Annotated in this window: 14 protein-coding genes; 2 read left to right on the plus strand and 12 right to left on the minus strand. The window is 32.3% G+C overall.

Annotated elements, in window-relative coordinates; translation table 11 throughout:
- Positions 1 to 12 precede the first annotated feature (12 nt).
- The 12 genes from ACY2V1_RS01885 to sctW form a co-directional block, all read right to left on the minus strand.
- Positions 13 to 534, minus strand: a complete 522-nt coding sequence (locus ACY2V1_RS01885; protein ID WP_461833100.1) for a hypothetical protein — start codon at positions 532 to 534, stop codon at positions 13 to 15.
- Between the two features lie 35 nt (positions 535 to 569).
- The gene (locus ACY2V1_RS01890) at positions 570 to 878 is read right to left on the minus strand and encodes a hypothetical protein (protein WP_461833101.1); all 309 of its coding nucleotides are present in this window, start codon (positions 876 to 878) and stop codon (positions 570 to 572) included.
- Positions 875 to 1,423: a hypothetical protein gene (locus tag ACY2V1_RS01895; RefSeq protein ID WP_461833102.1), complete on the minus strand. Its 549-nt coding sequence runs from the start codon at positions 1,421 to 1,423 to the stop codon at positions 875 to 877. The genes ACY2V1_RS01890 and ACY2V1_RS01895 overlap by 4 nt, the downstream gene beginning before the upstream one ends.
- Positions 1,424 to 1,437: 14 nt before the next feature.
- Complete coding sequence (locus ACY2V1_RS01900; RefSeq protein WP_461833103.1) at positions 1,438 to 1,893, minus strand: type III secretion system chaperone; 456 nt, start codon at positions 1,891 to 1,893, stop codon at positions 1,438 to 1,440.
- A 67-nt stretch (positions 1,894 to 1,960) separates the two neighbouring features.
- A complete protein-coding gene (locus tag ACY2V1_RS01905; protein WP_461833104.1) occupies positions 1,961 to 4,561 on the minus strand; it encodes a hypothetical protein in 2,601 nt (866 codons plus the stop codon).
- A 93-nt stretch (positions 4,562 to 4,654) separates the two neighbouring features.
- Entirely contained in the window at positions 4,655 to 5,920 is a 1,266-nt protein-coding gene (locus tag ACY2V1_RS01910) for a sigma-54 interaction domain-containing protein (RefSeq protein WP_461833105.1), read from the minus strand.
- Positions 5,921 to 5,961: 41 nt separating this feature from the next.
- A complete protein-coding gene (locus tag ACY2V1_RS01915; RefSeq protein ID WP_461833106.1) occupies positions 5,962 to 6,396 on the minus strand; it encodes a CesT family type III secretion system chaperone in 435 nt (144 codons plus the stop codon).
- A 21-nt stretch (positions 6,397 to 6,417) separates the two neighbouring features.
- Positions 6,418 to 8,505 (minus strand): type III secretion system export apparatus subunit SctV, encoded by a 2,088-nt coding sequence (gene sctV / locus ACY2V1_RS01920; protein ID WP_461833107.1) that lies wholly within the window; start codon positions 8,503 to 8,505, stop codon positions 6,418 to 6,420.
- On the minus strand, positions 8,502 to 8,822 hold the full coding sequence (gene sctY / locus ACY2V1_RS01925; RefSeq protein WP_461833108.1) for a type III secretion apparatus assembly chaperone SctY: 321 nt from the start codon (positions 8,820 to 8,822) through the stop codon (positions 8,502 to 8,504). The genes sctV and sctY overlap by 4 nt, the downstream gene beginning before the upstream one ends.
- Positions 8,823 to 8,835: 13 nt before the next feature.
- A complete protein-coding gene (gene sctX / locus ACY2V1_RS01930) occupies positions 8,836 to 9,222 on the minus strand; it encodes a type III secretion apparatus assembly protein SctX (RefSeq protein WP_461833109.1) in 387 nt (128 codons plus the stop codon).
- A 22-nt stretch (positions 9,223 to 9,244) separates the two neighbouring features.
- Positions 9,245 to 9,616 (minus strand): type III secretion system chaperone family protein, encoded by a 372-nt coding sequence (locus tag ACY2V1_RS01935; protein ID WP_461833110.1) that lies wholly within the window; start codon positions 9,614 to 9,616, stop codon positions 9,245 to 9,247.
- A gap of 5 nt (positions 9,617 to 9,621) precedes the next feature.
- Entirely contained in the window at positions 9,622 to 10,731 is a 1,110-nt protein-coding gene (gene sctW, locus ACY2V1_RS01940) for a type III secretion system gatekeeper subunit SctW (RefSeq protein WP_461833111.1), read from the minus strand.
- A gap of 377 nt (positions 10,732 to 11,108) precedes the next feature.
- Between sctW and ACY2V1_RS01945 the strand changes: the two genes are divergently transcribed.
- A complete protein-coding gene (locus ACY2V1_RS01945; protein ID WP_461833112.1) occupies positions 11,109 to 12,041 on the plus strand; it encodes an ABC transporter substrate-binding protein in 933 nt (310 codons plus the stop codon).
- A 1-nt stretch (position 12,042) separates the two neighbouring features.
- Positions 12,043 to 13,998, plus strand: a complete 1,956-nt coding sequence (locus ACY2V1_RS01950; protein WP_498040218.1) for a SpoIIE family protein phosphatase — start codon at positions 12,043 to 12,045, stop codon at positions 13,996 to 13,998.
- Positions 13,999 to 14,072: the final 74 nt, after the last annotated feature.

Consider the following 14,072-nt stretch of genomic DNA (forward strand, 5'->3'; position numbering starts at 1 on the left):
AAAACTCGTTGTTTATCTTAAATTGGCAACAGCATTATCTTTACTCTTTTGATCAGTTTTCATTAGGTTGGAAATGGACTGATAGATATTGTCCCTTTTACTCATCAGTCCCTGCAATCTTATCATATCCAGCTGGGACTCAGAATTTAAGGAATCCATTTTAGATTTAATATATTGTATAGCTGTTTCCTTAGTCGATTTTGCCCAATCTCCGTCGTTCCCCGCATCTCCTGGGATTGGCCATGGTCCGTACTTTTCCATAAACTCCTTTCCATTTATTTCCTTACCTGTCTCAGGATCTGTCAACTTTATATCCCTTATGTCTATTCCTTCATCTGCAGAGTTACATTCTGCTAAGATCTTTGAAAGGCCTTCAAGAACTTTATTCCTCATTTGCATCTGTTTTGCCTGTTCTGTAATTTGATTTTCTATATTCTCTGCCCGTTCAAAACCAATTACCATAAGGAGAGTTCCCAGATCATAAGTCTGACCATCCATAACAAACATTCCACCATCTATCCTGGTTATTTCCATGGCTATTCCTCCTATTTTATTCTTTATGATTAAAATTAAATTCTCATCATATGAGCCTTTGCCATAAGTTTTGATTTTGTCCCCTGACTTTGTTCAGCCTGAGCAATGGCCCTTTCTATCTCTTCTTCCACTTCTTTTTGAAACTTCTCCCTCTCTTCCTCTATCTTTTTCTTCATTTCAGGTGGTAGATCAGGCCGATTTAGAAATTCTGTTGCTTTTCCTCTTTTTATCCCTAGAGAATTATAAAATTCTTCTGATTCTTTTAATCTAGCATTAACCTGAGATATTAACTCTTCCCCTTTTTTTATTGTCTCTTCTACCTTTTCTAAAATTTCATCTTTCATTTTCTCCTCCTTTTCAAAGGTTTATAATTTTTTAAATCCAAATATAACCATACACCTTTTGGTTTTCCTATATTAACTAGAGGCTCTCCCTTAACATCACATATGGAACCATTTAAATGTTTTAAATAAAACTTTACCATTCTTTCCGTTGAAATATCTCCATAACCATCTTTTTTTAATTTCTGTACCTTACCTATTATTCTGTTAAGTTGAGATTCTTTTTTTGCTACCATATCCAAAAACCATGCAAAATCTAAAAAAGAGCTTTTAAGTCCACACTCCTTTTTTATTCTCTTAAAAAGAACTACTAAAATCACATCCTCTTGAATAAATCTAAATACTATCTCAGATATACCCCGTACAAACTTTAACCCTAAAAACATTGAATCCTTGTTTGAAGAGAAATTCTCCTCTTTAAGCTTTACATTTCCTTCTTGGAGCAAAAGGGTAAAAGGGTGTTTCCAGTGTTCTTCTTTAGTCAAAGAACGTTCTATATATGAATAGTCTAATGAAAGAGCTGGTTTATTTAAAAATTTCTTAAGCATGTATCGTGCCTTTTTTATGCTCTTAACATACCTGCTCCTATGTCTGAAATCTGAGCATCCTGTGACAGGGATTGCTCTGCTGTCCTTTTTATCTCATCTATCCAGAATTCTGTCCTATCTACAAATAATTCCAGCAAATTAATAAAATCCTGAAAATCAATTTTTTCCAAATTTACTTTAGTAATTAAGAGGACTTCCTTGGTATTAGTGTCAACAGCAAAGGCAGCATCTCCAGTCTCTTTGCCAAATAAATTGGCAGAAAGTAATCTTTCATAAAACTTTTCTCTATTATCCACAGGTAAAACTCCTATTACTGAGTAAATCCACAAGATCTTATTATCATCTGTGACTTCCAGATCCACATTGATTATGTCGTCAAAGACCAATCTACAGGTATTATCTTCATCCATTTCAAGAGTCCCCAAACCCATCTCCTGTCCCAGTTGTTTTAAAAGATCTTTGAGGTGCATTTAACTCCTCCTGATGTTAGCGTTGGCAACATTAGGGTTCATTTATATACAAACCAAAAAGATAGCCTTATGCTAAATCTAATCCTTCTTTAGTTTTTAGGTTATAAGTTGCATTATCTATTGTCACATCGCCTTTCCTTGGAATAGTTAGAGTTAAAGATATATTTAAAGTGCTTTCAATTGGATTTAAAGGAATCGTTTCACCACTATCTTTAAGTATTATTTCCTTGAGGTTTCTGGTGTTGTTAATCTTCAATTGAATATCCCCATTCTCTTTTTTTGAGAAAGTATAAACTACTGATTCCTTTAGTGTATTTAGGAGAAAAGATTCCCCATTTGCACCTTTGAACCGATTAAAAATCAGCTCTTCTTCTATAGGTCCAAGAGATGCTTGATTTGCATATTTTGAAACTTTAAATAGGAGCTCTCTATCACCTCCAACAAATTCTTCTAATTTATCTATAGCTTTTCTTTTTAATTCATTCATTTCCTGTTTACTGATTTCTCGTTTTTCGCTTCTGTCAAATAAAACACTATTTTCCCCATCATCTAATAAATAATGTCCCCTATTTAAATCCAAAAAAAATTGTTCACATACTCCCAATGCTTTTCTATTAAATAGTCCTTCTTGTTCTTCTAATTTCTTGTTATCTGTATTAATTTTTTTCTCTAAATTTGCCTTTACATCCATTAGAGATTCATCTTTATTTATACTCTCCACTGTTTTGATATTTGAAGCGAGTTGATTTATTAATCTATTTAATAATTTTTCAATATGTTCTGCTCCAGGGCCCTTTATATCTAACTCTCCTTTTCCCTCTGTTTTAGTAAGTCCCCTTTTATTTATTTCATCTTCTAAAACTATTTCCATAAGATCCCAGAATTCCCCTAAACTGGAAAGCTTACCCCTTGCCATTAATTCTTCATCAGAAGGTGTACCTGTATAATTTATACCTGCATCTGTGATTGACTTTCTTAATTTAACAATATCTGGAGAAGTAAGATTGCCGTAAATTTTAAGCAATTGATTATCATCAGCCTGAGAGATAATATTTGTCATATATTCCTTTTTTAAATCATGCCTGCTATAGGCATCCATTGTTTTTTCTTGAGAAACTCCCAGATACATTCTTGAATTTGCACTATAAGAAACACGGACAAAATTCAGAAAACTGAATCTCCCCTCATATAGCATATCCACGCACTTTGTAAGGTAATGTTCAGGAGAAAGTTTATCAAACTCCCTTGCAGAAGGACCTCTTGTGCCTGCAAGAGTTGCTGTGACACCCATTCTATCCACACCTGCAAGTTCTCTTAATAACCTGTAATGAGAATTGGTTAATTTCTCCTCTCCTGCTAAGGGCTTGTTAATTACTTGTTTTTCTATCAAATTGTTTTCTACAGTATTTTTAAAGGTATTTAAAAACAAAGAAAAATCTTCTGCTTCTTTGCAGGATATACCTCTTTTTTGAAGATCAGAAATTATTGAGTTTAATTCATGTGTAAAGCCAACAATATTGATATTCTCCATACTTTCCTTTAAAACATTTAATGAATTTGAGCCCATTTGACGTATATGAGAATCTATTATAAAATCCATCATACTGTCTATAGTTGGTGAATTTAAAGGAGGTGATTGTAATATTCTCATTTTCTGAATAAGATTATTCATGGAATTACTTATGTCTTTTAATGCTCTAAATTGGTCAGCAACTTTATCTTTATTGGCAGCAATATTGACAAAAAAGTTTTGTAATTTATTGTTTACCTCATTCTTGATATTTTCCATCCTGGTATTTATTTCTGAGTCAACATCAATAAAGGAAGATTCCATTTTAAGTTTTGACAATATATTTTTTAAGTCTTTTAAATTTGTATCAGAAAGAGTTGTTACATTAATAGAATTTTTTATTTCATTAAATGCGTCCTGAACTGAAGCTGGAAGCTCCATTCCAATTTGTTCAGAAGTGGATTTTATATTCTGGTATGCATTAAGAAATGGATTAAGAGAAGAGATGAGTTTATCATTGTCATTAGAAGATAGAGATTGTTTTATAGATGTAAGGGCATTGGTAAATATAGAAATATCTTTAGAAATTCTGCCGCCTTGAGCTTCTCTTACTCTTTGTTCCAGTATGGATATGTCCTCAAATAGGTTTTTAAAGTTTTCTTTGTTGCTTAGACTTAGCTGTTCCTTTAAACTTTGAAATTCTCTGGAATTTATTACAGATGCCAAATCATTTAATTGTTCATTTGAAAGTTTGTTTAGATGTATATCAAACCTAGCCCTTAAAATTTCTTTATAATCCAGACTTTGATCTTGAGAACATAGTTTTAATGCCTCTTGTCTCAACTTTCCAAAATGGTCTAACATCTTCTGAATATCCAAATTTTTACCTTTCATAGATATTAACAGGCCAATTATGTCTCCACTCCTTACACTAACTTCTTCCACTTGACTTCTAAATCTTGCAGAAGCAGAACTAATTCTTATGCGCCTTGAGAAAAGATTTTTTATCCTTCCAAAGACTCCTCTATTCTGACTTCTCCTTATAGGAACTTGTTCGGCCCTTACATTTCTGTTTCCAAATCTTCCAATAGGACTATGGCCAAAATCAGTAAAAAGAGAAGCTCTATTTCTGTTTATTAAATTTACTCTGTTGGACATTGTTATCTCCTCCTTAATCTCAAAAAATAATGCATTTTATAAACAGCATTTTTTATGCCATTTATAAAATAGCCACAAATCTGGTCATTTTCTCTAACTGAAACGATAACGTGCCAACTTTTTTCTCAGACCTTCTCTGGTAATACCAAGAAGTTTTGCAGCTTTGGATTTGTTATTGTTAGTTTTTAAAAGGGCCTTTTTTATGATTATTTTTTCCATTTCCTGAAGATTAAAAATCTCATTTTCCAGGGGAATGATATCTCTATATTCCGGCATATAATCCTTTATAGAGGAAGTTATCTCCTCAGATAAATCTTCGGGTCTAATAACATTAAAAGGAGCAAGGGCAACTACTCTTTCAACTTCATTTTCCAACTCCCTCACATTTCCTGGCCAGGAATAATTTTTTAGATAATGCATTGCTTTTTCTGAAAATTTCATATTCTCCCTACCAAATTTACTACAATAAATTTTGAGGAATGTGTTCAAAAGTAGGGGAATATCATCTTTTCTATCTCTAAGAGGTGGAAGATGTATATTTACAACCTTTATCCTGAAATATAAATCTTCTCTAAAATTTCCTTTTTTTATTTCATCTTTTAAATCCTTATTCGTGGCCGCTATTACTCTAATATCTAAAGGAATAGCTTTCTTTCCACCTATCCTAACTATCTCACCTTCTTCCAATACCCTTAATATCTTTGCCTGAGCTGACAGGGGCATATCACCAATTTCATCCAAAAACAGTGTTCCCCCATCTGCCTGTTCAATACGTCCAATCCTCTTTGTGACTCCTGTTGCAACACCTTTTTCTATTCCAAAAAGCTCGCTTTCAAATAGACTTTCAGGTATAGCAGTACAATTTATAGCCACAAATGGACCATCTCTCCTTATCCCGTTATAATGCAAAGTCTTTGCAACGAGTTCCTTTCCTGTGCCAGTTTCCCCTGTAATCAATACATTTACAGGGAGATCAGCAAGCCTTTCACATTGAGCAAAAATCTGTTGCATAATGCGACTTTGTCCAATAATCCTTTTAGGAGTAAATGTACCTTTGATAGTTTGCTTTAGATCTTTATTTTCCAGAGCCAGTTTCTGTCTTGCAATCTCAAGTTCTGCTTTGGCCTTTTCCAACTCCTTTATTATTTCTTTTAAATGAAATTCCCTTGCTTCTACTTTCACCAGCATAAGACCAAAAGATTCAGCAAGAGAGGTTATCTCTTCAGGATATTTGTCCTCTTTTGTAAGTTCAAATAACTTTTGAGCTTCATCATAAGAGCCCTTTGAAATGGCCTCGGTTATTTTTATTAATAACAATATTAATCTTTTGATGTGTTGATATTCTTTGTCTTCTCTCATATCTTAGAAATAAAAAGCTTTAAATACTTGGGTTTTAAAAATTATGGAAAAAAGATCATTTGTTGAGAAACAGGTGCATCGTCTTGAGTATTTAATAATAAATCATACCAAAATTCCAGAGAATTAAAAAAATTTTCAAATATTTTTTTTATATCCTCTGTTGAAAAAACTTCCTGGGGTAGAATTCTTTTAAAAATCACAATTTCATTCTCATTTTCTCCTATAGAAATCACTTCATTTTGAAAATACATTCTACCAAGGTTTGTCTTTAAAATCTTTTTTAAAAACTCCTCTTTTTGAAATTCATCTTCTGGAATTGGATGTATATTAGATTCAATTACACATGAGCCTTCTGGACCTCTATAACAATATACTTCAAATTTATCATCCACAAAAAAACTATATCCATTACCAGATTTTTCAGGAATAACCCCTGTAATGTTTGAAAAACCATTAATTATTTCTTCAAATTTCATACTCAAAAACCCCTCTAAATATTAAATAGTAATTCTTCCCAAAGGTTGAATAGAAATTTCTGGAGTAAGTTCTTGATATGAGAGAACTGGAAGATCTGGAAGTTCCTGTTCTACAAATTTTTTGACATACCTCCTAATATCCATAGAGGTCAAAAGGGCTGGCTTTTGTACTGAAACAGATAAATCTCCTACTTCCTTTTTTATTGCTTCCAAAATCTTCTTCATAGTTGAGGGATCAAGGGCAAGATAACTCCCAGCAGATGTCTGTCTAATGGCCTTTCTAACTGTATTTTCCACATCCTGATCCAAAAGATATGCAGGTAAAATATTTTGTCCTCCACTGTATTTATAACTAATATATCTCTTTAATGAACTTCTTACGTATTCTGTAAGTAAAATTACATCCTTTTCTTTCTGCCCCCATTCAATCAATGCCTGAAGAATAGTCCTTAAATTTCTAATTGAAATTTCCTCTTGAACAAGCCTTTGAAATATTTCGCTAATTTTTTGAATAGGCAATATTCTTTGCACTTCTCTTACAAGCTCTGGGAATCTTTCTTCCATTTTTTCCAAAAGATATTTGGTTTCCTGAAGTCCAATAAATTCATCAGCGTGTTTTTTAAGAATAAAAGAGAGATGATATGTAAGGATCTGTGGAGGTCTCATACATCTTATTCCTGCAGCCATAAGCTTATCATAATACTTAACATCTACCCAGATAGTCTGGATCTTAGGAAGAAATGGCTTGTCTGTATCATATTCTATTCCCATTATTTTCAAATTCTCTTCCCCTTCCTGAACCAGAAGTTTTCCAGGTCTGAGTTTCCCTTCAGAAACAGGTATTTCCTGCAAAAAAATCACATATCTTTCTTCTTTATAAGAAGCATTAAACCTGAGATGGATACCTGGGAATGGAACTCCTAATTCCAGATATAATGCTTTTCTAATCTTTATAAGTTCATCATTCAAAATAGAAGGATCAATATCCTTTTGAACAGTATCTGCAACTTCAACCAAAAGAGGCATAGTATAAGTAAAATCCTCTGCTGTATCCTTAGATATTTTTCTCTTCTCAGGAGCTTTATCTCCTGCTGGTGCCATTGCTGGAACGGGAACTTCTTCTTCCTCATAACTCATACCTTTATATAGAGAATATCCAATAGTAGTAAATATTATTCCCAAAAGTATAAATTGAGGTTTTGGGAAACCAGGCACCATTGAAAAGGCAAATACAATTGCTCCTGCCACTAAAAGTGCCTTTGGTTGAGAAAGGATCTGTTTACCAATATCTCCACCAAGATGTTCAGCCTCTTCGGAGCTTACCCTTGTAACAATTATACCCGCAGTTATAGAGATAAACAGAGCAGGGATCTGAGATATAAGGCCGTCTCCAATAGTCAAAATAGAATAAGTCTTTAAGGCTTTTGCAATGGGCATACCCTTTTGCATTACTCCTATTGCAATTCCGCCGATAATATTTATAGCAGTTATAATGAGTCCTGCAATGGCATCTCCTTTTACAAATTTCATTGCCCCATCCATGGCACCATAGAGCTGGCTTTCTTTTTCCAATGCCCTTCTTCTTCGTTGAGCCTCTTCAATATCTATAAGACCTGCTCTCATATCAGCATCTATAGACATCTGCTTCCCAGGCATGGCATCTAATGTAAAACGAGCCGCAACCTCTGCGACCCTTTCAGAACCTTTGGCAATCACCAGAAATTGAACTATGGTAATAATTAAAAACACCACTGCTCCAACAACGAAATTTCCAGATACCACCACATTCCCAAAGGTATATATAATCTTTCCTGCATATGCTTTTAGTAGAATTTGCCTTGTTGTAGTGATGTTTAAAGAAAGACGAAAAAGTGTCGTAAATAAAAGAAGTGTTGGGAAACTGGATAATGATACAGCCGAAGGGATATATAAAGCCAACATTAGCAACATCACTGCAATACTTAAGTTTGTTGCGATCAGGGCATCTACCATTGGAGTAGGCAGGGGAAGAATCATCAAGGCTATGATTGCAACAATAAGCCCTGCCAGGACAAGATCGTTATATTTAGTTAGCCGAAATACATAATTCCTTATTAGCTCTATATTCATAGCTCTATAAATTTATTCATGAATTCTCTGGCTTTATCTTTTTCATTTAAGTGCCATAGGGCCTTGGATTTTATCAAATATCCTGACTTTTTGCCTTTTTCATCACACATAGATAAATACTTATCTATAAGCCTTAAGGCATCCCTAAATTTTCCCTTTTTTAGATTTGCATAAGAGAAAAGTTTCATTATTTCAAGATCTTCAGGAAACAATTTATATAAAGCCTGAAGAAGGGTTAAAGCCTTATCTATTTTATTGTATTTTAAATAAATATAGCTCAAAACAAGCCAGAAATCTCTATGGGATTTAGAAATCAAAAATATATCCTCCTCAACCCTTAATCAGTAAATTTGCAAATACAGATAGCATAGAGAGAAGCTCATTTTCTTCCACAAATAGAGATTTAGTATCAGAGAAAACACCATCACTATCTTGCTTTGAAAGAGAATCAAAAATTTCCAAGGATTCATGAATAAGTCCCTTATATCGTGTAGGAATCAATATATCTTTATTTATTATATCTGGTCTCAATTCCTTTAAAAGATAACCCTCAATATTTTTACTTAACATTTCAGATTCTAAAGAAGGTATTGTCATTTCCTCTGTGGGATAAACAGTGTTGTCCTTTGGAAGGTGAATACTTTCGGACTCTCCCGAAATAAACATATCCTCAATTCCAACATCAAATTTAAGTAATTTTTCATCAATTCTAGACATTACAGTTCTCCTAATTAGATGTTTACTCTAAAAACTTTTTAAAGTTCAATAAAATAGTAAATATCCTATCTAAAGTCTGAAAAGTAAAATCTTCTGGTCTTAATTTTACTATGAAAACTAAATCTTCTTCTTTGGAAAGCCCAATATTTATATCTATTTCAGCGCCTCTTTTATAGTAATTATTTTTTAATAAGTTAATAATATCAGAAGAAGTGACTATCTTGCCATTAAGATCAGGCGAAAAATATACAAATACATCTTCATCCCTTGTCTCAATAAATAGGTCCCCTTCTTTATTAACATTAAAACAAACAGGATTCTCCAAAGAGTCTATACTTTCATTCAATCCTGTATACCTGGCAAATTCTTTTATTACTTCTGCAATTCTATTCATTTATGTTACTCCTGTTCAATATAATTATCAATAGCCTCTTGAATGGTATTCAGAAATTTCATCCTATCTTCATTGTCTAAAAATGCCTTAATAGGAATTTTTCTGATCTCTTCTTTTAAATTAGTTAAGAAAAATATTTTTGATTCTATTTTAAACAGGCCTGTGGAGTTTATTAAATCTTTTATTTTTGAACTGGTAATCCATGTCTCTTCCTTTAGAGCAAACACCTTACCTGCAAGGGAAGCAGATGTAATCCTGATATTTTCATGGTAAAGAGTATTTGTCTGATTAATAAGTTTGGCACATTCCCTATGGAAATTTCCTATTACTTCCAGACGATATAAATCATCTAAAATTTGTTTTAGTTGGGAAGGTGAAATAGATGGACCCTGAGCCCTTAAATCGTTACCACAAGCCTCTATTAAAAAAGCAATAGACTTTTCAAACCCCTCCTCTCCAAATTCATTAATAAGCGCAGAATGCAAATTTGATAGTTTTTCATATTTAATAATATTATCCCGATAAAAATCCCTCAAAGATTGAATATCTGATAGACCTTCAGTGGCAAATTTGTCTGCAACATGGGAAATGTTGAGTCCTGCTCGTATCTCTGGCCCTTGAGTTTCATATAAAGACGTTTTAATTTCCTGAACCACAGAAAGCAACTGGTCCTCTTTTTCTTCTTCTAACACCTCTTCCATAAACTCAAGTGCCAGATATTGGTGCGTAATATCTTTGAAGGAATTTTTTAACTCTTCTTTTAACTTTGAAGGATCTTTAAACTTTTCCTGCTTTAATTTTTCTAGTATTGACTTTAATTTTTTTGGGGACTCCAGATCCGGAATCTGTCGCAGATATTTTTCATATAACTCTTTTATCTTTTCAATTCGGCTATGTTTTGAGGAGGATATTTTTCTCTTAGATATATCCTTCTCCACTTTTTCACTGGCAGAAAAGGTAAGCTCTTCTGCTGCATCAGCAATAAGAGATTGAACTCCTTTTTTTTGTGTAATTTCGCGGCCATGATAATTGCCAACTATTTTTTCAGTGGATGATGGGCTTATCTCCACTTGAGAAATTGGTTTGTCAGAGAAAACTTCTATCCTCCCTGCCATACTTAAATCCCCTTAATTTATAATTTTTTATACCCTTATTCCCCTGGGGATATCATTGGGCATGTCACCCTCTATCTTTAATTAACTCATTATTAAAGCAACATCCATACCACATTAGCAAAATTAGGGTTTTTATTAAATTAATCCAAAAATTGCAAAAAAAATTGGCATTAAAAATTTTCATATAGAAATATTGTTTCCCTATAACACATAATACCAGTCTTGTATAAAAAATTTGGTATGCCTTTTTAAGGCAGGAACTACATATCTAAATTAAACATTGCCTAAAAAACTTTGCTACTAGATATTGACAACATTTTTCTATTATGTCAATTCGAAACCGAACAATTGAAGAAAAATCAATATATTGCTGGGGTATGAAAAAGATATTATTTTTTATTTGTCTAATTTTATTTTCTAAAAATGTAATTGCAAAGCAATTTACATTTATACCGCAATGGTTACCCCAGGCCCAATTTGCTGGATATTATGTAGCCTATAAAAAAGGCTTTTATAAACAAAAGGGTATAAAGATAAATATACTAACTGGCGGCCCCCAATCTCCTGCTCCTATTTACTTGCAAAGAAAAAAAGCAGATTTTGCGACTATGTGGTTGGCCACAGCCATTCAAATGCGTGCCCATGGCATAAAATTGATAAATTTGGCACAAATTATCAAACGATCTGCTCTAATGCTTGTGGCTAGAAAAGATAAAATTAAAAAATTAGAAGATATTAATGAAAAAGTAGTTGGCGTATGGAATGAGACATTCCGGATTCCTTTAAAAGCATTTTTTAAAAAATATAATTTAAAGGTAAAAATGTTTCAAATGTCTTCTATTAATCTCTTTTTACGCGGTGGAGTAGATGTAACATGTGCTATGTGGTACAATGAATACCATAAAATAATCATGGCAGGTGTTGATCCAAAGGAATTAACCACTTTCTTTTTTTATAAATATGGGTTTAATTACCCAGAAGATGGAATTTATACATTGGAATCCACCTACAAAAAATATCCTGAAATTTGTCGTAATTTTGTGAAAGCCTCAATAGAGGGATGGGTATATGCTTTTAACCATGAAAAAGAAGCAATTAATATTGTTCTCGATTTCATGCACAAGGCCCATGTCCCAGCAAGTAGGGCACATCAAATGTGGATGTTAAATAAAATGAAAGAAATTATTCTACCTCCTTTTGGAAAATTATCCAAAGGGGATTTTAATTACGTAACATCTATTTTAAAGGAACAGAAATTAATTAAAGTTGTCCCTAAATTTGAACAATTTTACATAGACATTCAAAAATAAAATGCCTTACCAAAAAAGTATTACATTCAAACTGATATCCCTTATATTAATAAGTACAGGGTTAATAGTCATATCAATATTTTTTTATTCTTATCTTTTATCGCGTAAAATAATCCTAAATAAAATAAAAACAAATGCCTTAAATCACACCCATAGTATTGCTTTTAAAATAGATAGTGTTTTGATACCATTAGAAAAAATCCCTCAAAATTTGGCATTTTTTTTAGAAAAAAGCTTTTATCCACTATATAAAAATAAGCAAAATTCTTCTTCTCAGGAGCTTTTTAACATCCTAAGAGAAATAGTAAAAAAAAATCCAGAAGTTTTTGGGTGTGTAGTGGCTTTTGAACCCTATTCTCTATATAAAGACAAAAAATATTTTGCACCTTATTTTTTCAAAAAAGATGACAAAATTCATTTTACTTATATCCAGGGAGAAGATGGAGAATATTTTTTGTGGGACTGGTATCAACTCCCTAAAATATTACAAAGGCCCGTATGGAGTGAACCTTATTATGAAAAAGACAGTGGTATTTTAATGTCTACCTATTCAGTCCCTTTTTATAAAATAGAAAATGGAGAAAGGAAATTTTTAGGAGTTGTAGCTATAAATATATCTCTCTCTTGGCTTCAAAATTTAATTTCATCAATCAAAATAGCAAATTCAGGATATGGCTTCTTGTTATCAAAAAACGGCACTTTTATTATCCATCCCAAAAAACAACTGATAATGAACGAAACTATTTTCAGTTTAGCAGAGGAAAAAAACAATTTCTATCTCAGGAAAATTGGAAAGGATATGATTCACGGTAAAGAGGGAATTGTTACAATCAAAAGCATAGTTACAGGGAAAAAATGCTTTTTGTGCTATACTCCTCTTTCTAATCAATGGTCTTTAGGGATATTATTTCCTGAAAAAGAACTCATGGCTGATCTTCTTAAATTAAATAGAGATATTTTTTTACTTTTAATAGTAGGACTTTTATTTATAAGTTGTGTTATCATATTGATTTCTAAAAGTATTACCAAACCTCTAAAAGAACTCACATCCATAACAAGAGAATTGGGAAAAGGAAATTTAGATATAGAGATACCTGGCCAAGATCTCAATGACGAAGTTGGACAACTGGCGAAGGCCTTTGATTACATGAAAAAGGCATTAAAAAAATATATTCAAAATTTACAAGAAACAACTGCAGCAAAACAAAGAGTAGAAAGTGAGTTAAAAATAGCTGCAGATATTCAACTAAGTATGTTACCTCGTACTTTTCCTCCTTTTCCAGACAGAGAAGAATTTGACATATTTGCCATTATGGAACCAGCCAAGGAAGTGGGTGGAGACTTTTATGACTTCTTTTTTATAAATGAAAATAGGCTTTGTTTTTTAATAGCAGATGTGTCAGGCAAAGGAGTCCCTGCATCTCTTTTTATGGCCATTTTAAAATTTTTATTAAAAACAGAAGCAATGAGAGGAATAGGGCCAGATGAAATTTTAAACCGAGTAAATGCTACCATATGTCCAGAAAACAAAGCATGTATGTTTGCAACACTTTTTTTGGGAATACTCAATATTAAAACAGGAGAAATTATTTTTTCTAATGCAGGACATAATCCTCCATTGTTATGGAAATGTAATGGTGAATTAAATTTCTTAAATCCTCATAAAGGTTTTGTGCTAGGAGTAATGGATAATGTAAAATTTAAAAGGGAATCTCTTTTACTCAAACCTGACGATATTCTTATTTTATATACTGACGGAGTAACAGAGGCTATGAATGAAAAAAATGAACAATTTACAAAACAAAGACTTTTTAAGATAATTAAAAACTTGAAAAATAGAGATGTTAAAGAAATAACTTATACAATCAGAAAAAATATAAATTCCTTTGTAGGAAAGGCACTTCAATCAGATGATATCACAATATTGGTATTAAAATTTAATAAACAAAATCCATAGATAAAATCTAATAATTGATGTTTAAAAAAACTTATAATAAAATTCTTTAATTAAGTCTCTTTTACATGCTTTTA

The sequence above is a fragment of the Desulfothermus sp. genome, from assembly GCF_053993635.1.